We start from the raw sequence: 26144 nt of genomic DNA, 5'->3' as shown, positions 1-26144 counted from the left end.
CCGCCAGTACCGGAAGCCCCGGCAGCCCCAGCAGCAGACAGGTGTGATCCCAGCGTGCCCCCTCCACCCCGAGCCCGGCGAACCCCCGTTCCCCAAGGCGGAACTGCACCTCCACATCGAGGGCACCCTGGAACCCGAGCTGGCCTTCGCCCTCGCCGAGCGCAACGGCGTCACCCTGCCCTATGCCACCGAGGACGAGCTGCGCCGCGCCTACTCCTTCAGCGACCTCCAGTCGTTCCTGAACCTCTACTACGCGCTGATGGCGGTCCTGCGCACCGAGGACGACTTCGCCGACCTGACCCACGCCTACCTGGCGCGCGCGGAGGCACAGGGCGTCCGGCACGCGGAGATCTTCTTCGACCCGCAGGCGCACACCGCGCGCGGCGTCCCCGTCGGCACGGTGATCGAGGGCCTGACGCGCGCCCTGGACACCGCCGAGGAGCGGTACGGCATCACCACCCGCCTGATCATGTGCTTCCTGCGCGACGAGAGCGCCGAGTCGGCCCTCGCCACCTTCGAGGCGGCCCGCCCCTACCTGGACCGGATCACCGCCGTCGGCCTGGACTCGGCGGAGGTCGGGCACCCGCCGTCGAAGTTCAGGGAGGTCTACGCGCTGGCGCGGGAGGCCGGGCTCAAGTGCGTGGCGCACGCGGGCGAGGAAGGCCCGCCGTCGTACGTCTGGGAGGCGCTGGACGTCCTCGGCGTGGACCGGGTCGACCACGGCGTGCGCTGCCTGGAGGACGAGCGGCTGGTCGCCCGCCTGGTCGCCGACCAGGTGCCGCTCACCGTCTGCCCGCTGTCCAACGTCCGGCTGCGCGTCATCGACGAACTGGCCGACCACCCGCTGCCCGCCATGCTGGAGGCGGGCCTGCTGGTCACCGTCAACTCCGACGACCCCGCCTACTTCGGCGGCTACGCCGACGACAACTTCACCGCGGTACGCGACGCCCTGAACCTGGACGAGGAGACCCTGCGCACCCTCGCCCGCAACTCCTTCCGCGCGTCCTTCCTGGACGAGCCGACCCGCGAGGCGTACCTCAAGGAGGTCGAGGCGCACGGGCGGGGCTGAGCGGGGCCCGGCCGCTGTTGACCTCAAGTCGGCTTGAGCTTCTAGGTTCTTCCTCACCAGGGCGCCACGCCCACCACCCACAGGTGAGGACACGACCGTGCAGTACTCGCACAGCGACGCCGAACTGGCCGGCCAGCCCATCGGTTACTGGGCCTGGGCCGCCCACACGGCGGCCGTCACCCACATCCGCGCCGGGCTGGCCCGCCACGGCCTCGGCCAGCCCCAGTGGTGGGTGCTGAACCAGGTGGTGGGCCACGCCGGCGGCCGCGACCGGGCCGAGGTCACCGACATGCTCAAGGACTATCTGGACACCGGCGCCGAGGGCATGGCCACGGCCGTCGACAGCCTCCTCGGCCGGGGCCTGCTCACCCAGGACGGCGGCCGGCTGCACATCACCGCCGACGGCACGGCCCTGCACACCCGCTGCGCCGCCCTCCAGACGGAGATGCGGGCCCGGATCCACGACGGCATCAGCGACGAGGAGTACGTCCGCACGCTGAAGGTGCTCCAGCGGATGATCCACAACGTCGGCGGGAAGATGCGGCACCACTGAGGCCCTCATTACCCCGGGAGTAATCGACCGCACGCCCCTCCCGCGACAGGATCGGCCCCGTCAAGGAAGCCGCATCCGCCGGAACCGCCCGCAGCAGCGAGGAGCACGCGATGACCGCCGAGCCCACCCCGCACACGCCGACTCCAGTCGCTCCCGCGCGATCCGCCGCCGAAGCCACCCGGACCGTCGTGCAGGAGTTCCTCACCGCCCGGCTGGCCGGTGACACCGGGCGGCTCACGGAACTCTTCGCCGACGAGGTCGACTGGCTGCTCGCCGAGAACCCGGCCGTCCCGTGGATACGCCCCCGGCGCACGGCCGCCGAATGCGCCGCCCAGGCCGAGGAACTGGCGGCCCACACCGTGCCCGAGCAGTCGCGCGCCTCCGTCGACACCTTCCTCGTGGACGGCACCGACGCCGTGGTGACGGGGCACGTGGCGGGAACGGTGCGGGCGACGGGCAAGTCCTTCGAGGGCCCGTTCGCCCTGCGCCTCACCGTCGAGAACGGCCGCATCACCCGCCACCACCTCTACGAGAACAGCCTCTCGATCGCCGAAGCCTGCACGCCGTGAAGGCGCCATGCATCGCCCCTACGTCTCCTCCACCCGTTCCAGCCGCACCGCGCACGTCTTGAACTCCGGCATCCCCGACACCGGGTCCAGCGCCGGATTGGTGAGGGTGTTGGCGCGGCCGGGCCCCGGCCAGTGGAAGGGCATGAAGACGGTGTCCGCGCGGATCGCCTCGCTGAAGCGGGCGGGGGCCACCGCCCGGCCGCGGCGGGAGACCACCGCGACCGGCCGGCCGTCCTCGATGCCGTACCGCCGGGCGAGCCGGGGGTGGATCTCCACGTACGGGCCGGGCGCCGCGGCGTTCAGCTCCGGGACGCGGCGGGTCTGGGCGCCCGACTGGTACTGGGCCAGGACGCGGCCGGTCGTCAGCACCACCGGGTAGCGGTCGTCGGGCTCCTCGGCCGCCGGGCGGTGGGTGACCGGGGCGAAGCGGGCCCGGCCGTCGGGGGTCGCGAAGCGGTCCAGGAAGAGGCGCGGGGTGCCGGGCTGCTCCTCGTCGGCGCAGGGCCAGAAGACGCCGTCCTCGGCGGCGATCCGGCGGTAGGTGATACCGGCGTAGTCGGCGGGGCCGCCGGCCGAGGCGCGGCGCAGTTCGTCGAAGGTCTCCTCCGGGTCGGCGGGGAAACCCTTCTCCCAGCCGAGGAGGGCGGCGAGGGAATGGAGGACCTGGAGGTCCGTACGGACGCCGGGGGCGGGGGCAGGGCGCGGCGCCGCAGCAGGACCCGGCCCTCCAGGTTGGTCGTCGTCCCGGTCTCCTCGGCCCACTGGGCCACCGGCAGGACCACGTCCGCGAGGGCCGCGGTCTCCGAGAGCACCACATCGGCCACCGCGAGGAAGTCCAGGCTCCGGAGGCGCTGTTCGACATGGGCGGCGCGGGGTGCGGAGACGACGGGGTTGGAGCCCATCACGAGCAGGGCGCGGACGTCCCGGCCCAGCGCGTCCAGCAGCTCGTACGCGCTGCGTCCGGGGCCCGGCAGGGACTCGGGCGGTACGCCCCACACCCCTGCGACGTGCGCCCGCGCGGCCGGGTCGGACAGCTTGCGGTAGCCCGGCAACTGGTCGGCCTTCTGGCCGTGTTCGCGGCCGCCCTGTCCGTTGCCCTGGCCGGTCAGGCACCCGTACCCGGAGTGCTCGCGTCCGGCGCGGCCGGTCGCCAGGCACAGGTTGATCCACGCGCCGACCGTGTCGGTGCCCTTGGACTGCTGCTCGGGGCCGCGGGCCGTGAGCACCATGGCGCTGTCCGCCGCGCAGAACAGGCTCACCGCCGCCCGGAGTTGCGGGACCGGTACGCCGGTGATGCGCTCGACCAGCTCCGGCCAGTGCGCCATCGCCGCGGCCCGCGCCGCCGGCCAGCCGCTGGTGCGCGCCGCGATGAACTCCTCGTCCGTACGGCCCTCCGCCACCACCAGGTGCAGCAGGCCGAGCGCGAGGGCCAGGTCGGTGCCGGGGCGCGGCGCCAGGTGCAGGTCGGCCTGGTCGGCCGTACGGGTACGGCGCGGATCGACGACGATCAGCCGGCCGCCGTTCTCCTTCAGCTCCGTCAGGTAGCGCAGCGCGGGCGGCATGGTTTCGGCCAGGTTGGAGCCGACCAGAATGACGCAGCCGGTGCGGGCGACGTCGGCCAGCGGGAAGGGCAGCCCGCGGTCCAGACCGAAGGCCCGCTGGTGTGCGGCGGCGGCCGAGGACATGCAGAACCGGCCGTTGTAGTCGATCTGCGACGTGCCGAGCACCACCCGCGCGAACTTGCCCAGCGCGTACGCCTTCTCGTTGGTCAGCCCGCCCCCGCCGAAGACGCCCACCGCGTCCTTGCCGTACACCGCGCCGGTACGGGACAGGCCCGCGGCGACCCGGGCGAGGGCGGTGTCCCAGTCCGCCGGTACGAGACGGCCGGTCGCCGTGTCGCGGACCAGCGGCCCGGTCAGCCGGGCGCCCGGCGCGAGCAGGTGGGCCGCGGTGCGGCCCTTGCCGCACAGGGCGCCCCGGTTGACGGGGAAGGCGGGGCGTTCCACGACCTCGGCGGGGGCGTCCGCGGCGCCCGCCGGGAGGAGGCGCAGGCCCATGCCGCACTGGAGGGCGCAGTACGGGCAGTGGGTGTCGACGGGCGCGGCCGGGCCCGGGAGCGTGTCCGAGGCAGGGTCAGGAGTCGGCTTCGGGAGTGCGGCCGCCGGGTCGGCGGTGGTGCGGGGGCTGGCGGCGTTCATGGGGCCAGCCTGCGACGCCCGTGTTTCCGCCGGTCCGGGACGGCGTTACGGGCCGGGGAAGCGGGCCTCACGGCGCCCGTACGGGGGAGGTGAGGAGGCCGGGGCACCGGACCCGTACCCCTCACGCCCGTCCCGGCGGCCCGTCAGCCACCGGAAACCAGCCGTCACACCCGCGCAACGGCCCGGCAACGCCCGGCTGCCAGGCTCCCCCATGAAGGCGTCGACCCCGCCCCCGCCGCCCGCGGCCCCTCTGTGCGCCGCGGTCCCCTTCGACAGTACGGCGCAGCTCATGACGGAGATCAGCGTCCAGCTCGGCGACCGGCTCAGCCGGGTCCGGCTGCACGGCCTGCCCCCGCGGCCCTCCGCCGCCCGCCCCCCGGAGGCCCGCCGCCCGGGCGCCCCCTGCCCGGCCGGACCACCGAACGACTCCCGTCCCGTCCGCCCACCGGACGCCCCCGCCCTCGTCGCCGTGGCCCACGGCAGCCGCGACCCCGCCGCGCTGCGCACCGTCACCACCCTCCTGGACCGGGTACGGGAGCTGCGCCCCGGGCTCGTCGTCCGCCTCGGCCACATCGAGCTGAACGCGCCCCTGCTCCCGGACACGCTGGCGGAACTGGACGGCCAGGCCGTCGCCGTACCGCTGCTGCTCGCCCGCGGGCACCACGTCGGCCACGACATCCCGGCCGCGCTGGCCGGCGCACCGCACCTCGCCGCGCGCCTCGCCCGCCCGCTCGGCCCCCACCCCCTGCTCGCCGAAGCCCTGCACGCCCGCCTCGAAGAGGCCGGCGCCCGGCGTCCGAGCGCCGTCGTGCTGGCCGCCGCAGGGTCCCGCGCTCCCGAATCGGCCGTCGACACGGCCCGTACGGCGCGACTCCTGTCCCAACGGCTCGGTGGCATACCCGTCCTGCCCGCCTACGCCTCGGCGCCCCCGGAAGGCGGCCCGCCCGGCACCCCGCTCTCCGTCCCCGCCGCGCTGCGCGTCCTCGCCGCCCGCGGCCACCGGCGGCCCGCCCTCGCCTCCTGCTTCACCGCTCCCGGCCGCTTCGCCGCCCAGTGCGCCGCGGCCGCCCCCGGACCCGCCGCCGCACCGCTCGGCGACCACCCCGCGCTGGCCCGGCTGGTCCTGCACCGTTACGACCAGGCACTCGCCGCCCGCGGCGGGTGCGTCCAGGACTCCCTCGGGGCGGCTACCGTCACCGTATGACGGGCACACGAACGACGGGCCGCGAAGCGGGCCACGACGGTACGGGGTACGGAGCGGCCGACACCGAACGCTGGGTCCCCGAGCCCGACAAACGCCCGGGCCGCACCGCCTTCCAACGGGACCGCGCACGGGTGCTGCACTCCGCCGCGCTGCGCCGCCTCGCGGGCAAGACCCAGGTCGTCACCCCGGGCAGCACCGAACACCTGTGGGACGCCAGCCCCCGCACCCGCCTCACCCACTCCCTGGAGTGCGCCCAGGTCGGCCGCGAACTCGGCGCGGCGCTCGGCTGCGACCCGGACCTGGTGGAGACCGCCTGCCTCGCCCACGACCTGGGCCACCCGCCGTTCGGGCACAACGGCGAACAGGCGCTCAACGAGGTCGCCGCGCCCTGCGGCGGCTTCGAGGGCAACGCCCAGTCGCTGCGGCTGCTCACCCGCCTGGAACCAAAACGGTTCGTCCCCGACACCGACGGCACGGCCGTCAGCGTCGGCCTCAACCTCACCCGCGCCGCCCTGGACGCCGCGACCAAGTACCCCTGGCCGCGCGGCGGCCACCCCACCGACCCCGGTTCGTCCAAGTTCGGTGTCTACGAGGAGGACCTGCCCGTCTTCACCTGGTTCCGGCAGGGCGCGCCGGAGGCGGCCCGCAGCTTCGAGGCGCAGGTCATGGACTGGGCCGACGACGTGGCGTACTCGGTGCACGACGTGGAGGACGGACTGCACGCCGGCTACCTGGACCCGAACTGCCTGCTCGCCGAGCCCGAACGTGCCGAAGTGTTCGCGATCGCCGCCGGACGTTACGCACCCGGCGCCGACCCGGCGGAACTGGGCGAAGCCCTCGACCGCCTGCTCGACCAGGAGTGGTGGCCGCACGGCTACGACGGCACGGCCGTCGCCCAGGCCCGCCTGAAGGACGCCACCAGCCAGCTCATCGGCCGCTTCTGCCTCGCCGCCGAGACCGCCACCCGCGCCGAGTGGGGACATCTGCCGGGCCGTTCCGGCACCGGGGGATTCACCCGGCACCGCGCCCGGCTCGTCGTACCGCCCGGAATCCGGCTGGAATGCGCCGTGTTGAAGGCGGTCGCGGAACGTTACGTCATGCGCCGCCCCGACCAGGAGGCGCTCCGCGCCGACCAGCGCGTCGTCATCGCCGAACTGGCCGAGGCGCTGGTCGCCCGCGCACCCGACGGCCTGGACCCGCAGTTCCGCGCCCTGTACGACCGGGCCGAGGCGGCGGGCGACGACACCGCCCGGATGCGCGCCCTGATCGACCAGATCGCCGCCCTCACCGACGCCTCGGCACGCTCCCTGCACGCCCGGCTCACCCGGCCACGGGGCACGCTCTGACCAGCGGCGCCCGCGCCGCCGGGCCACCATGGCCGGGACCGGTGCGCCCCCTGGGGCACGGGCCCTCTTCCCGCGGCACGCCGGCTGCGGGACGCTCAAGCTTGAGTGCCGCGAACCGGGGAAACAAAACAGGGGCACGACGGGGTGGACGGCCGCGGAACGCGATATGACAGATCCGCGTCACACGACCGGGCGGTGACACGCGGCCGCCCGCGCCGGGCAGTACGCGGCGCAAGCACTGCGGGGGGTAGAACGGGGACACGACCGGGGGCGTTCACGGACGCGGACGCACCGCGCCGCAGCGAGGAGGAAGCAAGTGGTCGACGCACACCAGACGTTCGTCATCGTCGGGGGTGGCCTGGCCGGGGCAAAAGCCGCCGAGACCCTTCGTGCGGAAGGCTTCACCGGCCGGGTGATACTGATCTGTGACGAGCGCGACCACCCGTACGAGCGCCCCCGCTCTCCAAGGGGTACCTGCTCGGCAAGGAGGAGCGCGACAGCGTCTTCGTCCACGAGCCCGCCTGGTACGCCGGCGCGGACATCGAACTGCACCTCGGCCAGCCCGCCGTCCACCTCGACCCGGCGGCCCGCACGGTCCGGCTCGGCGACGGCACCCTGATCGCGTACGACAAGCTCCTGCTGGCCACCGGCGCCGAGCCGCGCCGCCTGGAGATCCCCGGCACCGACCTGGTCGGCGTCCACCACCTGCGACGTCTGGCGCACGCCGAGCGGCTGCGCGGCGTCCTGCAGTCCCTCGGCCGGGACAACGGCCACCTCGTCATCGCCGGGGCCGGCTGGATCGGCCTGGAAGTGGCCGCCGCCGCCCGCTCGTACGGCGCCGAGGTGACCGTCGTGGAGCCCGAGCCGACGCCGCTGCACAGCGTCGTCGGCCCCGAACTGGGCAGCCTCTTCACCGACCTGCACCGCGAGCACGGCGTCCGCTTCCACTTCGGCGCCCGGCTGACCGAGATCACCGGACAGGACGGCGTGGTGCTGGCCGCGCGCACCGACGACGGCGAGGAGCACCCGGCCCACGACGTGCTCGCCGCGATCGGCGCCGCCCCGCGCACCTCCCTCGCCGAACAGGCCGGGCTCACCCTGGTCGACCCGGCGCACGGCGGCGGCGTCGCCGTGGACGCCGCGCTGCGCACCTCCGATCCGCACATCCACGCGGCCGGTGACGTCGCCGCCTTCCCGTACTCGCTGCTGCCCTCGGAGGACGGCGAACCGGCCGGGCTGCGCGTCGAGCACTGGGCCAACGCCCTCAACGGCGGCCCCGCCGCGGCCCGCGCCATGCTCGGCCAGGACGTGACGTACGACCGGATCCCCTACTTCTTCTCCGACCAGTACGACATCGGACTGGAGTACTCCGGCTACGCGCCCCCGGGCTCGTACGACCAGGTGGTCTGCCGCGGCGACGTCGGCAAGCGCGAGTTCATCGCGTTCTGGCTGAGCGAGGGGCGGCTGCTGGCGGGCATGAACGTCAACATGTGGGACGTCACCGGGCCGATCCAGCAGCTCATCCGCTCGGGCCAGGTCCTCGACCCGAACGCGCTGGCCAACCCGCAGGTGGCCCTGGACTCGCTGCTCTGAGCCCGCACCGCCGGGCGCGTCCGCGCGCCCGGCGGGGGAGAAGGCGCACGAGAACCCGCACCGCAGCCGACACCCAGGGAGACACCCACCCGTGAGCGGAGTCACCGTCACGCTCGACGACGTCCAGGACGCCGCCGCCCGCATCAAGGGCGTCGTCCACCGCACCCCCGTGCTCCGGTCCCGCACCCTCGACACCCTCGTGGGCGCCGAGGTGCACCTGAAGTGCGAGAACTTTCAGCGGGCCGGTGCCTTCAAGTTCCGCGGCGCCTACCACGCCATGTCGCGGCTGGCGCCGGAGCAGCTCGCGCGCGGCGTCGCGGCGTTCTCCTCCGGCAACCACGCCCAGGCGGTCGCCCTGGCCGCCCGGGAGCTGGGCAGCAGCGCCGTCATCCTCATGCCGGAGGACGCGCCGCGCTCCAAACGGGACGCGACCGAGGGCTACGGCGCCGAGATCGTCACGTACGACCGCTACACCGGCGACCGGGCCGCGCTCGGCGCGCGGCTCGCCGCCGAACGCGGCCTGGCCCTGATCCCGCCGTACGACCATCCGCACGTCATCGCCGGCCAGGGCACCGCCGCCCTGGAGCTGATCGAGGACACCGGCCCGCTGGACGCCCTGCTCACGCCGGTCGGCGGGGGCGGTCTGATGGCGGGCTCGGCCGTCGCCGCCACCGCGCTCGTCCCCGGCATCCGCATGATCGGCGTCGAGCCGGAGACCGGGGACGACACCCGGCGCTCGCTGGCGGCCGGGGAGCGGGTCCGCGTCCCCGTACCGCGCACCATCGCCGACGGGCAGGCGCTGCCGGAGCCCGGCGAACTGACGTTCCCGATCAACCGGCGGCTGCTGGACTCGGTGGTGCTGGTCGGCGACGACGAGATCAGGGCCGCGATGCGGCTGGCCTTCGAACGGCTGAAGATCGTCACCGAGCCGAGCGGGGCGACCGCGCTGGCCGCCCTGCTGGCCGGGGCCGTCGACCCGCTGCCGCGCCGGGTCGGGGTGGTGATCTCCGGCGGCAACATCGGGCTGGACCGGTTCCTGGAGCTGATGGCCTGAGGACCCGGGAGGCCGAGGACCCGGGGACCCGAGGGCCCGAGGGCCTGAAGACCCGAGGACATGAGGACCCGGGGGCCTGAGCACGGCCGTACCGGGCGTTCCGGCAGGTTCCCACCGGGTCCGGCGTCCCCCGCCGGGCGGGGGCGGCGGGGACTGTCGTACCCCACCCGTAGAATTCAGGGGTGGCTGGCAGGATCAACGATGACGACGTGAAGGCGGTGCGGGACGCGGTCCCGATCGACGCCGTCGTGTCCGAGTACCTCCAGCTGCGGAACGCGGGTGGCGGCAACCTCAAGGGCCTGTGCCCCTTCCACGACGAGAAGTCCCCGTCGTTCCACGTCAGCCCGGCCAAGGGTCTCTACCACTGCTTCGGCTGCCAAGAGGGCGGGGACGTCGTCGACTTCATCATGAAGCTCGACCACCTCTCCTTCGCCGAGACCATCGAGCGCCTCGCCTCCCAGGCCGGCATCACGCTGCGCTACGAGGAGGGCGGCTACACCCCGGGCCGCCAGCAGGGCGAGCGCACCCGCCTGGTCGAGGCGCACAAGATCGCGGCGCAGTACTACGCCGAGCAGCTGGACGGCCCCGAGGCCGAGATCGGCCGCAAGTTCCTCGCCGACCGCGGCTTCGACCAGGCCGCCGCCCAGCACTTCGGCGTCGGCTACAGCCCGGCCGGCTGGGACCACCTCACCCGGTTCCTGCGCGGCCGCGGCTTCAGCGACCAGGAACTGATCCTCTCCGGCCTCTCCCAGGACGGCCGCCGCGGCCCCATCGACCGCTTCCGCGGCCGTCTGATGTGGCCGATCCGGGACATCGCCGGCGAGGTCGTCGGCTTCGGCGCCCGCAAACTGCGCGACGACGACAACGGCCCGAAGTACCTGAACACCCCGGAGACCCCCTCTACCGCAAGTCCCAGGTCCTGTACGGCATCGACCTAGCCAAGAAGGAGATCGCCAAGACCAGCCGGGCGGTCGTCGTCGAGGGCTACACCGACGTCATGGCCTGCCACCTGGCCGGCGTCCGCACCGCCATCGCCACCTGCGGCACCAGCTTCGGCGAGGGCCACATCAAGATCCTCCGCCGGCTGCTGATGGACAACTCCGGCTCCGAGGTCGTCTTCACCTTCGACGGCGACGCGGCCGGCCAGAAGGCCGCACTGCGCGCCTTCGAGGACGACCAGAAGTTCGCCGCCCAGACGTCCATCGCCATCACCCCCGGCGGCATGGACCCCTGCGACCTGCGCCTGGCCGAGGGCGACGCCGCCGTCGCCGGGCTGGTGGAGGCCCGTACGCCGCTGTTCGAGTTCGCGCTGCGCCAGGTCGTCGCCCGGCACAACCTCGACACCACCGTGGGCCGCGCCGCCGCCCTCGACGAGGCGGCGCCCATCGTCGCCAACATCAAGAACAGCTCCATCCAGCACGAGTCCGCCGTACAGCTGGCCGGGATGCTCGGCATCCTCGACACCCAGTTCGTCGTCCGCCGGGTCGGCCAGCTCGCCCGCTGGGCCCGCGACCGCGGCCGCGACGGCCAGAACGGCCAGGACCCGTCCCGTACGGGCCGCCGCGCCGGACAGCAGGCCCCCGAGGGCGCCCAGCCGCCGGCCGGCCCGCGCGGCCCCGCCCTGAACCTCCGCAGCCCCGCCCACCGCGTCGAACGGGAACTGCTCAAGCTGGCCCTCCAGCGCCCCGACCTGGTCTCGCCCGCCTTCGACGCGTACGGCGTCGACGAGTTCACCGCGCCCCCGTACGCCACCGTCCGCCGCTGCATCGAGGACGCGGGCGGCGCCCTGTCCGCCGCGGGCGACACCACCTACCTCGCCCGGGTCCGCGAAGCCGCCCCCGACGACACGGTCCGCGCCATGGTCACCGAACTGGCCGTGGAGCCCCTGCACACCCGCCGCGACCCCGACGAGGCGTACGCGGGCGTCCAGTTGGTCGCCGTCCGGCTGGCCGCCGTCAACAGCCGCGTCACGGAGATCCGCGGCGCCCTCCAGCGCCTCGGCCCGAACGCCGACCCCCAGCACCTGGCCGCCGTCCAGAACGAGCTCTGGGTCCTCCAGCAGTACGGCCAGTCCCTCCGCGAACGGGGCTACGCGGCGCTGTAGCCGCCTGCGCCCGGCGGCCGGGCACCGGAAGCCGCCGCCCGCCCGAACGGCCCCGTACGCGCGGGCGGCGGCCGCGGACGCCCCGCACCCCGGCACCCGTACCCCGGCGCCCGTACCCCCGCACCCACCCCGCCGTAGCCGCGCGGTCACCGTCCGGACCCAAAAGTGCCCGCACGCCCCTCGTGGCGGGACTGTGTCGTACTCCACACTGAGGAGCGGTGCCTGAGTCCTCGGAGCGCGGCGGGCCCGGACGTACGGAACCGGAAACCCCCGCGGAACCGCTCTTGATGTACGGGACGGACAGCGGCTCGGCCGCAGACGGTCCCGGCCTTTCCGCCGCCTCAGCAGCGATCACACTGGAGGTCGCCCCCGTGCAGACCCGGACCCTCGCCGACGCGCCGGCCGCGGATACGGCCACCGTGCCGCAGCAGGCCGAGCCGCCCGCACCCGAAATCCTCGTGGAGGAGATCGCCCCGGAGCCGCCGCCCCGCCCCGAGGCCGGCGGTCCGTCCTCCGACCTGTTCCGCCAGTACCTGCGCGAGATCGGCCGGATACCGCTGCTCACCGCCGTGGAGGAGGTCGAACTGGCCCGCCGCGTGGAAGCCGGCCTGTTCGCCGAGGAACGGCTGCGGCTCGCCCCCGACCTGGACTCCCAACTCGCCCTGGACCTCGACAAGCTGGTCGTCCTCGGCCGGATGGCCAAGCGCCGCCTCATCGAGGCCAACCTGCGCCTCGTCGTCTCCGTCGCCAAACGCTACGTCGGCCGCGGCCTGACCATGCTCGACCTCGTCCAGGAGGGCAACCTCGGGCTGATCCGCGCCGTCGAGAAGTTCGACTACGCCCGCGGCTACAAGTTCTCCACCTACGCCACGTGGTGGATCCGCCAGGCCATGTCCCGCGCCCTGGCCGACCAGGCCCGCACGATCCGCGTGCCGGTGCACGTCGTCGAGCTGATCAACCGCGTCGTCCGGGTCCAGCGCCGGATGCTCCAGGAACAGGGTTACGAGCCCACCCCCGAGGAGGTCGCCGCCCAGCTCGACCTGCTCCCGGAACGCGTCAGCGAGGTGCTGCGCCTCGCCCAGGAACCGGTCTCCCTGCACGCCCCCGTGGGCGAGGAGGACGACGTGGCCCTGGGCGACCTCATCGAGGACGGCGACGCCGCGTCCCCGGTCGAATCGGCGGCCTTCCTGCTCCTGCGCGAACACCTCGAAGCGGTCCTGTCCACCCTCGGCGAACGGGAGCGCAAGGTCGTCCAACTGCGGTACGGCCTGGTCGACGGCCGCCCCCGCACCCTGGAGGAGATCGGCCGGATCTTCGGCGTGACCCGCGAACGCATCCGCCAGATCGAGTCCAAGACCCTGAACAAACTCCGCGACCACGCCTTCGCGGACCAACTGAGGGGCTACCTGGACTGAGGGAAGCGCACCCCCTGCCCCCTACGCCCCTCATCCCCTACTGAGCGGACAGAAACGCCCCCGCGTAGCTCTCCTCCCGCACCGCGATGTACTGCTGGCGCACCGCCTGTCCGACCGGCAGGTCGTCGCCCGGCTCGAACACCTGGCTGGCGGCCGCGGGCCAGCGCGGCGGCTCGTGCGGAGCCAGCGTGCCGTGCGCCACGCCCAGCGCCCAGGCCGCCTGCCGCGCCGCGCCCAGCGCCGCGTAGTCCGCCGGCTGCGGCACCACGACCTGCGCGCCGAACAGTCCCGGCGCCGCCGCCTGCACCGCGCCCAGCTCCGCCGCCGCGCCCAGCAGGAACACCCGGCGCACCTCGACGCCCCGCCCGCGCAGCACGTCCAGCGCGTCCGCGAGCCCGCACAGCATGCCCTCGAAGGCCGCCCGCGCCAGATGCTCCGGCTTCATGCTCTCGCGCCGCAGCCCGTGCAGCGATCCCGCCGTGTGCGGCAGGTGCGGCGTCCGCTCGCCCTCCAGGTACGGCAGCAGCACCATGCCGTACGAGCCGGGCGTCGACTTCAGCGCCAGCTCGGACAGCCCCTGGAGGTCGGTGCCCAGCATCTCGGCCGTGCCGCGCAGCACCCGTACCGCGTTGCTCGTGTGCACCACCGGCAGGTGCATCCCCGTCGCGTCGGCGAACGAGGTGATCGTGCCGTTGGAGTCCGCCAGCGCCTCGTGGTGGATGCCGAAGACCGAGCCCGAGGCGCCCAGCGACACCACCGCGTCGCCCGTACCGACCCCCAGCCCGAAGGCGGCCGCCATCGTCTCGCCCGTCCCGGCGGAGATCAGCAGCCCCTCGGGCGTGAAACCGGCGGTACCGGACGGCCCCAGCACCTCCGGCAGCCGCACCTGGTGCCCGAGCGCCAGCTCCACCAGATCCGGCCGGTACGCACCGGCCGCCGCCGACCAGAACCCGGTGCCGGACGCGCCGCCCCGGTCCGTCGTACGCCGTGCCGGGCGCCCCAGCAGCTGCCACACCAGCCAGTCGTGCGGCTGCAGCACCTCGGCGACGCGCGCCGCGTTCGCCGGCTCGTTCCGCGCCAGCCAGCGCAGCTTCGTCAGCGGCTGCGCGGCGTGCGGGACGGCACCGACGGCCTGCGTCCAGGCGGCCCGCCCGCCGAGCGCGTCGATCAGATCGGCAGCGGCGCTCTGCGCCCGCTTGTCGTTACCGACCAGTGCCGCCCGTACGAGCGCGCCGTCGGCGTCCAGCGGCAGCAGCCCCTGCTGCTGAGCGGAGACCCCGATCGCCTGCACGCCCTCCAGCAGCCCGTTGCCCGCGGCCTCGCCGAGTGACATCAGCCACGCCTGCGGGTCGACCTCGTGTCCCTTTTCGGCGGGGTGCGGCGCGTACCCCTGCCTGATGACGGCACCCGTGTCCGCGTCGCAGACGACGATCCGTGTGCTCTCGGACGAACTGTCCAGCCCGGCGACTATCCCCATGCCCCCAGATGATGCCCCATGGACGGGACGGTACGGCTGCCAGGTTCACACCCCCGGGGCGGGGGCGGCGGACGCGGACGGCCGGTCCCGGCCGTCCGGCCCCGGCCGCCCGCGCGGTCCCTTGCTCAGGTGTTGCTGGTCCCCCAGTCGTCCTCACCGCTGCCGCGCTGCTCGCGCAGCGCACGGATGCGCTCCGCCACCGGCCCCGGCATCCGGTCCCCGACCTTGGCGGACACCTTGTCGAACGCCTTGGTGGCCACCTCGCGGCCGCCGAGCGCGGCGGACTCCGCGGTGTTCCGGACGGCCGGGTTCTGCGCGATCCGCCGGGCACTCTTGCGGAGCTGCTCGTACCGCTCGCGGCCCGCCTTGCTGCCGAGCACGTATCCGATGGCCAGTCCCGTGATGAACGTCAGCCGGTAGCGCATCGTCGCTCCACCTTCCCTCTCGTCGGTCTCGCTCGCGCGCACGGTGCGGGGTTTCGCCGGTCCGCGCCGCCCGCCTACCCGCGGGTCCGCAGGGCTGTGCTGCCCGCCTACCCGCGGACCAGAAGATCATCCGGGACCACCCGCGGCCATACCGATTGGCGGAGCACCCCCTGCTTGCGCTAATGTATGTGCAGCAGCGAGCGCACGCCGTCCGGAGGCCCCGGACCGGAGTGCATTCGAGGCACACAGAGCATTCCCCTGTAGCTCAATTGGCAGAGCAGCCGGCTGTTAACCGGCAGGTTACTGGTTCGAGTCCAGTCGGGGGAGCTCGGTCCCCTGTAGCTCAATTGGCAGAGCATTCGGCTGTTAACCGGAGGGTTACTGGTTCGAGTCCAGTCGGGGGAGCAGGACGGAAGAGGACCCCCGCGGGGGTCCTCTTTCCTGTGCGCGGGAACCGAACACGGGTCGGCCGAAGTCCTCTTGAACGAGCATGGCAGCCCAGCGAGGACCCACCCGCGCAACAGATCGTATGAGCGGCTATGCTGCGGCAGACGGCGCGCACAAATGTGCGCGGCGCGCCGTATCGGGGCGGTAGCTCAGCCGGTTAGAGCAGCGGACTCATAATCCGTCGGCCGTGGGTTCGAGTCCCACCCGCCCCACCGCTGCACCTAGGTGCAGAAACGATGTGGCCTGCGGAAACGTCTCGTCGAGGAAGTTTCCGCAGGAACTTCTGCCACACATGCCCCCGTGGGCGGGTCGTCATGGTGAGCGTCAAGACCCACGTGAAGCAGTCGGGCGCCTTGACCCACAGGGTCGTCTGGCGCGTCGGCGGAGGCCCTGATGGGGCGGGGTAGGGCGCGAGCTTCGATGAGCGATCGCGGACAGCAACGGCCGCCCGGAGCTAAGGGCAAGGGGTTCGTCGAGGAGTCGGCCGAGCCTGAGCGTCCGGTAGGGGAGATTTTCCCCGCACGCGCCCGCAGGTACGTTGAGCTACTCACGGACGTATCCGGGCATAGCGTGCGAACCCTAAGAGGAGATCCGTAGAAAACCACACGGTCCCGTGGCGAGGAGGTCTTCCTTGAGCCGGAGGAGTACGAGCTCCTGTGCGCGCACCTGAAGACCGACGCTGTCGATCCCGTCGACGCCTTGATCGGCACCGGCCTGCGCTGGGGAGAGGCGACGGCAGTCAGGATCAGGTGAAGCTGTTCCAGCGAGCCTGCCGGGGCGAGTAGCCGCAGGACCTGACCTTCACCGCCCCCGGCGGAGGGTCCTGGCACTCCGGCTTCTTCTTCGCGAACCGCTGGAAGCCCGCTTTGGACGCCGCCAACGCCGCCGGCCTGACGAAGAGGCCCCGCATCCATGACCTCCGCCACACACACGCCTCGTGGCTGATCGCCGGAAAGGTCCCGCTTCCCGTGATCCAGGGAAGACTCGGACACGAGTCCATCACCACCATGGTCGACCGGTACGGCCATCTCCTGGAGTCCGCGGACGACGAAGTGGCGGCGGCCGTGGAGTGGGCTACGAATCCGGTTGGGGCGATCCCGTCTGCTGACGGGTTCGGGAGTGCGGCCTGAGCCTGAGAGGGCGGCCCGCTGTCCGCGCCCCTTCCTTGCTTCCTCCTGGGGCAGGCCCCGCGAACGTGGCCCAGGTATTCGACTCCCCTAGGCTCCCTCTATCGAGAGGCCCCGTGACCTTCGGAAACGTAGGTTATGGGGCCTCTCCGTGTCCATAGTGTCGGCACCGTGTCAACACGCCTCCGCCATAGCCGTGCCATTCATGGCTCCCTCAGACCGCGACTCGTCCCAGTGGCTGGGCGAACTGCGCCTCGTACAGCCGCGCGTATGCGCCCCGGCTGCGAGCAGCGTGTTGTGGGTGCCGTGTTCGACGATCCGGCCGGAATCCATGACGAGGATGACGTCTGCGTCACGGATGGTCGATAGACGGTGGGCGATGACGAAACTTGTGCGCCCGGCACGCAACTGGGACATGGCTTGTTGGATGAGGACCTCGGTGCGGGTGTCCACCGAGCTGGTCGCCTCGTCCAGGACAAGGATCTCGGGCTCGGCCAGGAAGGCTCGGGCAATAGAGATCAGCTGCTTCTCGCCGACGGAGAGATTGGAGCCTTCGTCGTCGATGACGGTGTCGTAGCCGTCCGGGAGAGTGCGTACGAAGCGGTCGGCGTGGGTGGCGCAGGCGGCCTCGACGACCTTGTCTCGGGAGGTGCCCTCGGGGGCTCCGTAGGCGATGTTCTCGGCGATGGTGCCCCCGAAGAGCCAGGCGTCCTGAAGGACCATGCCGATGTGGGAGCGCAGCTCCTCGCGGGACATGGCGGCGATGTCGACGCCGTCGACGGTGATCCGGCCGTCGCTGAGCTCGTAAAACCGCATCAACAGGTTGACCAGGGTGGTCTTGCCCGCACCGCTCGGACCGACGACGGCAACGGTCTGGCCGGGGCGGACGGCCAGCGAGAGGTTCTCGATGAGGGGCTTGTCGGCCTCATAGCGGAAGGAGACGTCCTCGAAGGCGACGCTGCCACGGACGTGCTCCGGTCGCACCGCATCGGCCGCGTCGGGAGTCTGTTCCTCGGCATCGAGGAGTTCGAAGACGCGCTCTGCGGAAGCCACACCGGACTGCACCAGGGTGGCCATCGACGCAATCTGCGTCAGCGGCTGGCTGAACTGCCGCGAGTACTGCACGAAGGCTTGGACATCGCCGATCGACAGCGAACCACTGGCGACTCGAAGGCCACCCACGACCGCGACCATCACGTAGTTGAGGTTGCCGATGAACATCATCGCGGGCTGAATCATGCCGGAGAAGAACTGGGCCTTGTAGGTGGCCCGGAAGAGCTCCTCGTTCTCCTTGCAGAATGTCTCCGCGGATTCCTGTTGCCGGCCGAAGACCTTCACCAGCGAGTGTCCGGTGTACATCTCCTCGACGTGCGCACTGAGTGTGCCCGTCGACTGCCACTGCACGACGAAGTGGGGCTGCGCCCGCTTGCCGACCTTGGCGGAGACCACGACCGACACCGGCACGGTGAGCAGCACAACGAGAGCCAACAGCCAAGAGATCCAGAACATCATCGCCAGCACCCCCACAAGCGTCAGCAGTGAGACGACGATCTGGTTGAGGGTCTGCTGGAGCGTCGTGGCGATGTTGTCGATGTCGTTGGTCGCGCGGGAGAGCAGCTCACCCCGCGCCCGCTTGTCGCAGTAGCTCAACGGCAGCCGGGACAGCTTCTCCTCAATCTGCTCGCGCAGCCGGAACACTGCCCGCTGTACCACCGAGGTGACGGTACGGGCCTGGAGGTAGCTGAGGACCGATGCCATGACGTAGATCAGCAGAGCACACAGCAGAATCCGTCCGAGCGCGCCAAAATCGACTCCGTGGCCCGGCACGACGTCCATCGACCGGACCATGTCGGCAAGGGACTGCTGCCCGTGCTCGCGCAGGGTCTCAACCGCCTGTCCCTTGGTCGTGTCGGCAGGCAGCTGTCGACCCACCACCCCCGCGAAGATCAGGTCCGTCGCATGACCGAGGATCTTCGGTCCGACGACGGAAAGAATCACACTGCCGACTCCGAGCACCAACGAGGCCAGTAGCAAGAGGCGTTCTGACCGCACCACGGAGAGGAGCCGTTGGAGAGTTCCCCGCGCTCCGGTCGTCATGCCCTGTGCCGGGTTGCTCATGCGGCTTCCTCCTCGGTGAGCTGGGAGAGCACGATCTCCCGGTAGATCTCGTTGGACTCCACGAGCGCGGTGTGCGTTCCGGTGCCAACGATGCGTCCCTCGTCGAGGACGACGATGCGGTCGGCTTCGCGGATGGTTGATACGCGTTGGGCGACGATGAGTACGGTCGCGTCACCGGTCTCGCGAGCAAGGGCGGCCCGCAAGCGGGCGTCAGTGGCGTAATCGAGGGCGGAGAAGGAGTCGTCGAAAAGGTAGATGTCCGGCTTGCGTACCAGGGCACGGGCAATGGCCAGCCGCTGGCGCTGGCCGCCGGAGACGTTGGAACCGCCCTGCGCGATGGGAGCCTCAAGCCCTCCCGCCATCGCCTCGACGAAGTCGCGGGCCTGCGCGACCTCAAGGGCATGCCACAGCTCCTGGTCGGTGGCGTCCGGGCGGCCGTACCGCAGGTTTGAGGCGACGGTTCCGGCAAACAGGTACGGCTTCTGAGGCACGATGGACACGGCTGCGGTCCGTGTGGGGGCGTCGAGTTCGCGTACGTCCACGCCGTTGACGCAGACGGTTCCGGACGTGGCGTCGAACAGTCGGACAGCCAGTCCGAGCAGCGCGGACTTACCGCTTCCGGTAGAGCCTACGACGGCTGTGACCTCGCCGGCGCGCGCGACGAGGAGATGTCCTTGAGGACCGGCTCATCGGCGCTCGGGTAGCGAAACTCCACACCGGTGAACTCCAGACGACCGCGCCCATGCAGTTCCGTGACCGGTGCGAGGGGCGGCTCGATGCTGGAGTGCGTCGACAGGACCTCATGGATGCGCTCGGCGCACACCTCGGCCCGCGGCATCATCATGACCATGACGGTGGCCATCATCACCGACATGAGAACCTGTGCCAGGTAGCTCAGGAACGCCGTCAGCGCACCGATCTGCATGTGCCCCGCGTCGATTCGGTGACCGCCAATCCACATGACAACGATCCCGGCACCGTTGACCACCAGCATGACAGCGGGGGACATGAACGACATGAGACGTCCGGCGCTCAAGGACGTGTCCCGAAGCCCGGTGTTGGCATCGTTGAACCGTTCGCGCTCGTGCCGGTCCCGGACGAAGGCGCGGATGACGCGCATGCCGGCGATCTGTTCCCGCAGTACCTGGTTGACCTGGTCGATCTGTTCCTGCAATCGGCGGGAGAGCGGGTGCATGACGCGGAGGATCAACACCACGACGAGGGCAAGTACCGGGACGACCGGCAGGAGAAGAGCGGACAGCGGCGGGTCCTGCCGGAGGGCCATGATGAGGCCGCCGACGCTCATGACCGGCGCCGACACCATGAGGGTAAGCGCCATGAGCACCAGCATCTGGACCTGCTGGACGTCATTGGTGGTCCGGGTGATCAGGGAGGCCACCCCGAAGCGGTTCAACTCGACGCCGGCGAAGGACTGGACGCGCCCGAAGACGGCGGCTCGGAGGTCACGGCCCACAGCTGCGGAGACCCGGGCCCCCAGAAGGACGGCGCCAAGAAGACAGATGACCTGCAGCAAGGTCACCGCGATCATGACACCGCCGGTGCGCAGTACGTACGCCGTGTCTCCCTCGACGATGCCGTTGTCGATGATGTCCGCGTTGAGGGTCGGCAGATAGAGTGTCGCGACCGTCTGCGCCAACTGCAGCAGTACGAGCAGTGCCATCGGCCGGGCGTGCGGCCGTAGGTGGGACCTTGCGAGTCGAATGAACACGCGAACACTTTCAGAATCGAATTAATCGGACATGTCGGGTGCAATCGCCGCTTGTGGACGGCGCCGCATGCAGGCGGTCCCCTCGGCTCCCCGCGGGTGAGCCCCGCGGTGGGTGCAACGTTAAATTGTCGGGCTCGCCCGCGAAACGGGGTTCAGTGGCAGATGGCTGGCATTGCGGCGCCATACATTGGCAGTGGCGTGCCAGCGGGGAATGTGGCGCAGCGGTGCGGGCAGATGGCAGTGTTGTCCGTGCACGATGGTGCACGGGGGATGCAGTAGGGGGATTCCGTTTATACGGCGGCTGATGTTGCCGTATTGGCCGTCCCTGACCCTCGACATGGTTCAACTGCAAGAGCATGCAATTGCTCGGGGGTAAGGAATGGCGAAGGTCGGGTACGCTCCGTCGGACCTTGATTCGGTCCCAGAAGTGGATGCACTGTTGGAGCGCCTTGGTTTTGGGGCGTACGACAGGACGACGCTCGCTTCCGCTCCCGGGCGCAACGATGCGTGGACCGGCACGACGACCGAGGGCCGCAAGGTCTTCGTCAAGCGGCTGAGAGGGCCCGAGGACGATGTCCGCGGGCGCATGGCCAGACTGCTTGCATTCGAGGATTTCGCCGGCAGTAGCCAGCTCGGCATGCTGAAGCGCCCAGCTCTGCTGGGTAGCGACTCCGATGCCCGACTGTGCGTCTTCGAATGTATCGAAGACGCACAGAATGGTGCGGAACTCATGGTCGATCAGTCGTTCAGCGACACCCTGGCCTTTACGGCCGGACAGGCCGTCGGCAGCCTGCACGCCGCTGATCCCGGTGATGCGGACCTGGAGACCAAGCCGCCTTCCCTGCCCGCACCGCGGCTCCTTCGCGGGATTCCGGAGAGCCTTTTCGGTAACATCAGCTTCGGGCAGATTTCGGCGTGGAGCCTGATGCAGAATGACCCGGCGTTGATCGAGGGTGTGGAGGCGCTCCTCGAAGCGGAGCGCGACGCCGAAAAGGTGCCGTCCCACTGCGACCTGAGAGTCGACCAATTCCTTGTCCGAGATGGCCTGCTGTATATCGCCGACTGGGAAGAATTTCGCCTTGCGGATGCGGCCCGCGATGTCGGCGGGTTCGCCGGAGAATGGCTCTACCGGTCGATCCTGGACATTGTCACCACGCGTGGGGATGCCGAGGGCGGCTCGGCCTTCGTGGACTTCGAGTTGACCCACGAGTTGATCGTCAGCCGTGGCGTCGAAAAGCTGGAGCGGCTCCGTCCCCTCATCGAGAACTTCTGGCGTGGGTACCGCAGCGTGCGCCCGAAGGTCGATCCCGGGCTGCAAGAGCGTGCGACGGCCTTCGCCGGCTGGCACACCCTGGACCGGCTCATGGCAAGTGCACCACGCAGCGCCCGCCTCTCCGGGATCGAGCGGGCGGCCGCCGGAGTGGGGCGGGCGGCCCTGCTCGCCCCCGCGAAGTTCGCCACCACTCTTGGATTGGAGGAGATCGTATGACGGTATCGGACACCGTGTCCCTGCCCGGGCAGCTTCACCGAATACTGGAGCAGGTACGGATCAGCGACGACCGCACGGCTGCCACCGTGGGGCATCGAGAAATCGAGGCGGACAATCCGCGCGATCTGCAACGGCTGCTCTCGGGCGCGCTGTACGACGTCCTCCACGCAGGACTGGACGCCGAGCCCGGATCGCTTCCCTTCCACATCCGGTCGTCGGAGTTCGAGAAACGGTTGTTCGATGCGGTTCCCCATCGGACGACACAGGTGTCCGGAGTCGTCTGCGCCGCTCCTGAGGCGGAGGACAGCCAGGTTCTCCTCCAGCGTGACGGGGTGCGGGTGTGGACGGCACGAGAGAAGGTACTGACGCCCGGCCCGCTGACCGAGGGGCAGCACGTGAGGGTCTCGGCTGCGGCGGCTCGGCCCGCTCTCTCGCCAGGGTTCTTCCTCGTGGACGGCTCGCAGCCGGTGCTGCGGCGCGGCCAGGTGCTGCGGGTGTACATCCATCTCACCGATCCGGACCTGGCTGTGGAGGCGTGGCGCGCTGTTCTTCGGCTGCTGGAGGCCAGGCAGGCCCACTATCGAGCCAAGGTGTTGTCCACCGAGCGGCTCTATCCACGCAGGGATGCACTGGTGGTGTATCTGCGGGACGGGTCGTGGGACCTCGCGGGAGTCCTGGCGGAATCTCTCGGCGATCTGCCGGGTCTGGGTGACGGCGTCTCGCTGTTCGCGCGCCCGCTGGCGAAGGGCGTCGCGGCGGCCTGGGAGCCCAGCGACCAGCGCACGGGAATGCGCGGACTGAGTTTCGGTCAGCACCGGGCGGGCGCACTCGCCCAGGCATTGATCGACCACGGAACGGGGTCGGGCCCGCTGCACGAGAAGATCGCCGAACGGTTTGCCGAGGCCCGGATCGCCCTGGGCGACATGGCGTCCAATACCGATTCGCCAACAGCCATCGGCTGAGACAACCATATCCCTCGCGCAAATGCGCACTACCCGCACAGAACCTGCTTGGTGCGGTTGCAGGGAGCGAGTGCACGCGCTCCCCGCTTCCGGCCCAAACGGGTACGGAAAGCAACAAACAGGTGACCACCAGAAAGGGTCAACGATGAACCGCAATGCCGCCACCATGGAACTCGTCGCTGGTTACGGCGCGTACGCCGACGTGACCGAGCTGAACGCGGTCGCAGCCTCGGACGCGCCGGCAACCACCTTCGTCTGTGTCTCCGTGGTCTCCCTGGAGAGCTCGACCGGTTGCCTCACCCTCGGTTCCGCCGCGGCGAGCGCCATCACTTCGACCTTCGACAAGGGATGCTGAAAACCTTCGAAGAGGTCTGCCGACAGCGCGGAATGCGTTGACGGGCTAGGAACTCATTTCTTCCACGCCGGTTGCTCCGGCCTCAAGAAAGCAGGTTTCACCATGACCCCAAACACGATCGCCATGGAGCTCGTGTCCAGCTACGGCGCGTACGTGAGCGCGGACGGTCTGGCCGCCGACGCCGTGACCGATGCCCCGGCCACCACGCCGGGCTGCATCGCCAGCATCGTCTACTCCATCGAGAGCGCGGCCTCGGGCTTCTCGGTCTCGCAGGCCGTCACGGCCACGTTCGACCACGGTTGCTGAACAGACCGTTGCCGGACAGATTGTGGTGAGCCGCAGCGGGTGCCGGTGGAGACGGCACCCGCTGCGGCGGTCTGTGTGTTCTCAGGACTCTTCCCCGAAACCTCGTCTGTCAACCCACACGGCCGGCACCAGAAATACCTTGGAGAACTTCCGTGGCTGTGATTTCCGTGCTCGTTCCCTTTGTGCCGCACCGGCCCGAGCATATCGTTCCGTTTGCGGCGTACCTGCAGTGGAGCCCGGCACACCGCCTGTGGCAGGGACAGTCGACGCTGGTCGAGTCCAGTCAGGCATTCGCTTTTGCGGCCGGGGCGGGCTTCCGGGTGCCGGTCGGGACCGGCGTGACGCTGATGCCGCTGCGTCATCCCTATGAAGCCGCCGTCCAGGCCAGGTCGCTCGCCGCCACGACCGGCCATCCCATGGTCGCGGGGTTCGGACCCGCCGCAGCAATATTCCAGCAAGGCCTGATGGGTGCGCCCTACACCAGCCAGCTGACCGCTGTCGCCGAGTACGTCTCCGCGGTCCGGGGCCTGCTCGAAACCGATGGTGTCGAGCAAGACGGCGACTATTTCCGGATGCGCACCGGGCTGCATCCCCTGCCGACCCCTCCCGTAGAGGTCGGGCTCGGCGTGCTCCGGCCCCGTATGGCACGCCTGGCCGGCGAGCTGGCCGATGTCGCGATCACCTGGCTGACCCCGGCGGACTATGTGCGGGACGTGGTGGCGCCGGCTCTGCGTGAGGGCGCGGAGCGCAAGGACCGCGAGGCTCCGCGTGTGGTGTCCATCGTGCCGATGGCGCTGAGCCGTCCGGACCGGGACCCGGTGCAGCTCGCGACCGCCAGCAACACCGGCCACCTGAGGATGCCGCACTACCGTGACATGCTGCACAAGGCCGGTATCGAGACGGATCCCGCTGACCTCGCCGCCGGTGCCAAGGGGCTGGTGGACGGCGGAGCCTTCCTCTACGGGACGGTGGAAGAACTGGCCGAGCGCATCCGGTATTTCTGGGCTTCCGGAGTCGACGAGGTCGTCGTCAACCTGACCGGGGTTTACGCCACGTACGGTCCCCAGGCCACGCTCAACGAGCTCGACGAGATCGTCAGGAAGGCCGCACCGTGACTGCCGCCGGAGAGGAACTGCCGTCGCTGGGCCTGTCCCGGCTTCTTCTGGTGGTCACCGGTTCCTATTCGGCCGCGACCATGCCCTTCTGGCTCAACTGGCTCGGCGAGGTATACCCCGCGACCGAGGTCAAGGTGGTGCTGACCCACAGCGCGCAGCGGTTCGTCACCCGGCAGGGCATGTCGGGCCACCGCTCGGGAGAGGTCCTCGTCGACGCCTGGCCCGATGACGACGGCCCCGCGCGGCATGTGGAATGGGCGGAATGGGCGGAAGGGATCCTGGTCTACCCGGCGACGTTCCACTTTCTCGCGCGGCTCGCCCTCGGCCTCGCCGACAGCCCGGCCCTGCTCGCCGCCCAGTGCACCACCGCGCCGGTGGTCGTGGCACCGGGTCTGCCACCGGGCGGCTGGCAGAGTCCCGCGTGCGCTGGGCATGTGGCCGTCCTGTCGGCGCGGCCCAACACGGTGGTCGTGCCGCCCCACCCGGGGACCAGCAAGACCACTGGACGACCGGATGCCTGGGCACCTGCGCTCTTCCCCCGCGCCCTGGGCGAGTTGGCGTGTCTGCGCAATGACCTTGCCGCAGACTCCTGCGAGGAGGCACTGGGATGACGTCCGCGGAGACCACCGACCGCGACGCTTCCCACGTGTACGGCACGGGGTTGCTGCGCACAGCGATCCGGCCCCGCCCCGACGGCGGCTGGCTGTGGAGCCGCGAGCCCGGCCCGCAGGCACCGCATGCCTTCACCACAGTGCCGCCTGCGCTCGCGGCGCTGATCAGGGGCCTCGGACACGGCGGTCCGTACCATCTGGTGCCGGGTCGGGAGGAAGGCACCAAACGCCATTACCAGGTGACGGGCAACGAGTCACTGGCCATCCGCCTGCTGCGGGACGGGCCCACAGCGCAAGCGGAGGCCGCACTGCGGGGCGTCGGTACCCTGCTCGGCCGCCTGCACGGGCTGACGCCCCACTCCAGCGTCCCGCCCCGCCGGCCGGCCGGCCTGGGCCGCCTCACCCGCTGGTTGTCGGACGAAGCGGAGGGCGGCCCGGCGCGCAAACTGCTGCGGACGTCCCTCGGAGAACTTCGCTGGGGCATCCTCGACGCGTGGTGTTCCGAGGTCGCCGCAGACACCAGGGGCGTCCTCTCCCACGGCAGCCCCTCCCTCGGCGCGACGGTCATGTGTGCGACCGGCGCGGAGCTGCTGACGGGCGAGGATCTCTGCCTGGCCCCGTGGTACGTCGACCTGGGCTGGGTGGCAGGAGAGCTGGTGGAACTCGCCTGGCGCCAAGGAGGCACTCACTCACGCTGGCAGGCACTGCTGACGGCCCTCTACGCCGGCTACGGATGTGACCTCGGTACCCGTTGGAACCGTGCGGCCGCCCTGCGCAGCGCACTGCACCTGCACGACTTCAGCGCCTACGTGGCATGGCATCCACAAGAGGTCCAGCGCTACGCCGGATTTCTGACCTTTCTCATCGACCTGTGACGA

General features: G+C 71.1%; 18 protein-coding genes, 3 tRNA genes and 5 pseudogenes. 21 read left to right on the top strand and 5 right to left on the bottom strand.

The window, feature by feature from the left end; genetic code table 11:
* The first annotated feature begins 46 nt into the window (after nucleotides 1-46).
* The 3 genes from ACEXOX_RS17130 to ACEXOX_RS17120 all read left to right on the top strand — a co-directional run bounded on the left by ACEXOX_RS17130 (nucleotide 47) and on the right by ACEXOX_RS17120 (nucleotide 2191).
* A complete protein-coding gene (locus ACEXOX_RS17130; RefSeq protein ID WP_406526374.1) occupies nucleotides 47-1069 on the top strand; it encodes an adenosine deaminase in 1023 nt (340 codons plus the stop codon).
* 97 nt (nucleotides 1070-1166) lie between these two features.
* A complete protein-coding gene (locus tag ACEXOX_RS17125) occupies nucleotides 1167-1622 on the top strand; it encodes a MarR family winged helix-turn-helix transcriptional regulator (RefSeq protein ID WP_406521628.1) in 456 nt (151 codons plus the stop codon).
* A gap of 110 nt (nucleotides 1623-1732) precedes the next feature.
* Complete coding sequence (locus ACEXOX_RS17120; protein WP_406521626.1) at nucleotides 1733-2191, top strand: nuclear transport factor 2 family protein; 459 nt, start codon at nucleotides 1733-1735, stop codon at nucleotides 2189-2191.
* An 18-nt stretch (nucleotides 2192-2209) separates the two neighbouring features.
* Here the strand turns inward: ACEXOX_RS17120 and ACEXOX_RS17115 are convergent.
* A pseudogene (locus tag ACEXOX_RS17115) lies at nucleotides 2210-4248 on the bottom strand (molybdopterin oxidoreductase family protein).
* 352 nt (nucleotides 4249-4600) lie between these two features.
* Between ACEXOX_RS17115 and ACEXOX_RS17110 the strand changes: the two are divergent.
* The 7 genes and pseudogenes from ACEXOX_RS17110 (at nucleotide 4601) to ACEXOX_RS17080 (ending at nucleotide 13105) form a co-directional block, all read left to right on the top strand.
* Nucleotides 4601-5593 (top strand): sirohydrochlorin chelatase, encoded by a 993-nt coding sequence (locus ACEXOX_RS17110; protein ID WP_406521625.1) that lies wholly within the window; start codon nucleotides 4601-4603, stop codon nucleotides 5591-5593.
* Nucleotides 5590-6939: a deoxyguanosinetriphosphate triphosphohydrolase gene (locus ACEXOX_RS17105; RefSeq protein ID WP_406521624.1), complete on the top strand. Its 1350-nt coding sequence runs from the start codon at nucleotides 5590-5592 to the stop codon at nucleotides 6937-6939. The genes ACEXOX_RS17110 and ACEXOX_RS17105 overlap by 4 nt, the downstream gene beginning before the upstream one ends.
* A gap of 316 nt (nucleotides 6940-7255) precedes the next feature.
* Nucleotides 7256-8148, top strand: a pseudogene (locus ACEXOX_RS17100) (NAD(P)/FAD-dependent oxidoreductase); the annotation flags it as partial.
* A gap of 84 nt (nucleotides 8149-8232) precedes the next feature.
* Nucleotides 8233-8532 carry an oxidoreductase C-terminal domain-containing protein gene (locus ACEXOX_RS17095; protein ID WP_406526373.1) on the top strand — a complete coding sequence of 100 codons (300 nt, stop codon included), beginning with the start codon at nucleotides 8233-8235 and terminating at the stop codon, nucleotides 8530-8532.
* Nucleotides 8533-8623: 91 nt separating this feature from the next.
* Nucleotides 8624-9586, top strand: coding sequence for a pyridoxal-phosphate dependent enzyme (locus ACEXOX_RS17090; protein WP_406521622.1), 963 nt, complete (start codon nucleotides 8624-8626; stop codon nucleotides 9584-9586).
* 182 nt (nucleotides 9587-9768) lie between these two features.
* Nucleotides 9769-11690: pseudogene (gene dnaG, locus ACEXOX_RS17085) on the top strand (DNA primase).
* A gap of 218 nt (nucleotides 11691-11908) precedes the next feature.
* Entirely contained in the window at nucleotides 11909-13105 is a 1197-nt protein-coding gene (locus ACEXOX_RS17080) for an RNA polymerase sigma factor (protein WP_406521620.1), read from the top strand.
* A gap of 37 nt (nucleotides 13106-13142) precedes the next feature.
* Here the strand turns inward: ACEXOX_RS17080 and ACEXOX_RS17075 are convergent, their stop codons facing one another.
* Nucleotides 13143-14582, bottom strand: coding sequence for an FGGY family carbohydrate kinase (locus ACEXOX_RS17075; RefSeq protein WP_406521618.1), 1440 nt, complete (start codon nucleotides 14580-14582; stop codon nucleotides 13143-13145).
* A 125-nt stretch (nucleotides 14583-14707) separates the two neighbouring features.
* Nucleotides 14708-15007 carry a YtxH domain-containing protein gene (locus ACEXOX_RS17070; protein WP_125047183.1) on the bottom strand — a complete coding sequence of 100 codons (300 nt, stop codon included), beginning with the start codon at nucleotides 15005-15007 and terminating at the stop codon, nucleotides 14708-14710.
* Nucleotides 15008-15261: 254 nt separating this feature from the next.
* On the opposite strand from ACEXOX_RS17070, the gene ACEXOX_RS17065 reads away from it, so the two are divergent.
* The 4 genes from ACEXOX_RS17065 (at nucleotide 15262) to ACEXOX_RS17050 (ending at nucleotide 16584) form a co-directional block, all read left to right on the top strand.
* Nucleotides 15262-15334 (top strand) — tRNA-Asn (locus tag ACEXOX_RS17065).
* A gap of 5 nt (nucleotides 15335-15339) precedes the next feature.
* A tRNA-Asn gene (locus tag ACEXOX_RS17060) sits at nucleotides 15340-15412 on the top strand.
* A gap of 180 nt (nucleotides 15413-15592) precedes the next feature.
* Nucleotides 15593-15666, top strand: a tRNA-Ile gene (locus tag ACEXOX_RS17055).
* A gap of 654 nt (nucleotides 15667-16320) precedes the next feature.
* A complete protein-coding gene (locus ACEXOX_RS17050) occupies nucleotides 16321-16584 on the top strand; it encodes a tyrosine-type recombinase/integrase (protein WP_406521616.1) in 264 nt (87 codons plus the stop codon).
* Nucleotides 16585-16795: 211 nt separating this feature from the next.
* On the opposite strand, the pseudogene ACEXOX_RS17045 reads toward ACEXOX_RS17050, so the two are convergent.
* A pseudogene (locus tag ACEXOX_RS17045) lies at nucleotides 16796-18699 on the bottom strand (ABC transporter ATP-binding protein).
* Nucleotides 18696-20428: pseudogene (locus ACEXOX_RS17040) on the bottom strand (ABC transporter ATP-binding protein). The pseudogenes ACEXOX_RS17045 and ACEXOX_RS17040 overlap by 4 nt, the downstream one beginning before the upstream one ends.
* Nucleotides 20429-20855: 427 nt before the next feature.
* Here ACEXOX_RS17040 and lxmK point away from each other — a divergent pair.
* From lxmK to ACEXOX_RS17005, 7 genes are all read left to right on the top strand, one after another.
* Nucleotides 20856-21917: a class V lanthionine synthetase subunit LxmK gene (gene lxmK / locus ACEXOX_RS17035; RefSeq protein ID WP_406521614.1), complete on the top strand. Its 1062-nt coding sequence runs from the start codon at nucleotides 20856-20858 to the stop codon at nucleotides 21915-21917.
* Complete coding sequence (locus tag ACEXOX_RS17030; protein WP_406521613.1) at nucleotides 21914-22879, top strand: T3SS effector HopA1 family protein; 966 nt, start codon at nucleotides 21914-21916, stop codon at nucleotides 22877-22879. Before lxmK ends, ACEXOX_RS17030 begins: the two co-directional genes overlap by 4 nt.
* A gap of 145 nt (nucleotides 22880-23024) precedes the next feature.
* A complete protein-coding gene (locus ACEXOX_RS17025; protein WP_406521611.1) occupies nucleotides 23025-23234 on the top strand; it encodes an LxmA leader domain family RiPP in 210 nt (69 codons plus the stop codon).
* 102 nt (nucleotides 23235-23336) lie between these two features.
* On the top strand, nucleotides 23337-23540 hold the full coding sequence (locus ACEXOX_RS17020) for a hypothetical protein (RefSeq protein ID WP_406521609.1): 204 nt from the start codon (nucleotides 23337-23339) through the stop codon (nucleotides 23538-23540).
* A 152-nt stretch (nucleotides 23541-23692) separates the two neighbouring features.
* On the top strand, nucleotides 23693-24655 hold the full coding sequence (locus ACEXOX_RS17015; RefSeq protein ID WP_406521607.1) for an LLM class flavin-dependent oxidoreductase: 963 nt from the start codon (nucleotides 23693-23695) through the stop codon (nucleotides 24653-24655).
* Nucleotides 24652-25266, top strand: a complete 615-nt coding sequence (locus ACEXOX_RS17010) for a flavoprotein (protein WP_406521605.1) — start codon at nucleotides 24652-24654, stop codon at nucleotides 25264-25266. Before ACEXOX_RS17015 ends, ACEXOX_RS17010 begins: the two co-directional genes overlap by 4 nt.
* Nucleotides 25263-26141: a hypothetical protein gene (locus tag ACEXOX_RS17005; protein WP_406521603.1), complete on the top strand. Its 879-nt coding sequence runs from the start codon at nucleotides 25263-25265 to the stop codon at nucleotides 26139-26141. Before ACEXOX_RS17010 ends, ACEXOX_RS17005 begins: the two co-directional genes overlap by 4 nt.
* Nucleotides 26142-26144: the final 3 nt, after the last annotated feature.

The sequence above is a fragment of the Streptomyces sp. Ac-502 genome, assembly GCF_045222935.1.
Lineage (GTDB): Bacteria > Actinomycetota > Actinomycetes > Streptomycetales > Streptomycetaceae > Streptomyces > Streptomyces monomycini.
Note: the sequence above shows the minus strand (reverse complement) of the source record. Positions and strands in the feature narration are given on the sequence as shown.

Coding starts and splice junctions, on each gene's coding strand:
- ACEXOX_RS17020 (WP_406521609.1), top strand. CDS start 23,337: ATGACCCCAAACACGATCGCCATGGAGCTCGTGTCCAGCTACGGCGCG.
- ACEXOX_RS17030 (WP_406521613.1), top strand. CDS start 21,914: ATGACGGTATCGGACACCGTGTCCCTGCCCGGGCAGCTTCACCGAATA.
- ACEXOX_RS17110 (WP_406521625.1), top strand. CDS start 4,601: ATGAAGGCGTCGACCCCGCCCCCGCCGCCCGCGGCCCCTCTGTGCGCC.
- ACEXOX_RS17005 (WP_406521603.1), top strand. CDS start 25,263: ATGACGTCCGCGGAGACCACCGACCGCGACGCTTCCCACGTGTACGGC.
- ACEXOX_RS17075 (WP_406521618.1), bottom strand. CDS start 14,582: ATGGGGATAGTCGCCGGGCTGGACAGTTCGTCCGAGAGCACACGGATC.
- ACEXOX_RS17105 (WP_406521624.1), top strand. CDS start 5,590: ATGACGGGCACACGAACGACGGGCCGCGAAGCGGGCCACGACGGTACG.
- ACEXOX_RS17070 (WP_125047183.1), bottom strand. CDS start 15,007: ATGCGCTACCGGCTGACGTTCATCACGGGACTGGCCATCGGATACGTG.
- ACEXOX_RS17120 (WP_406521626.1), top strand. CDS start 1,733: ATGACCGCCGAGCCCACCCCGCACACGCCGACTCCAGTCGCTCCCGCG.
- ACEXOX_RS17025 (WP_406521611.1), top strand. CDS start 23,025: ATGAACCGCAATGCCGCCACCATGGAACTCGTCGCTGGTTACGGCGCG.
- ACEXOX_RS17095 (WP_406526373.1), top strand. CDS start 8,233: ATGCTCGGCCAGGACGTGACGTACGACCGGATCCCCTACTTCTTCTCC.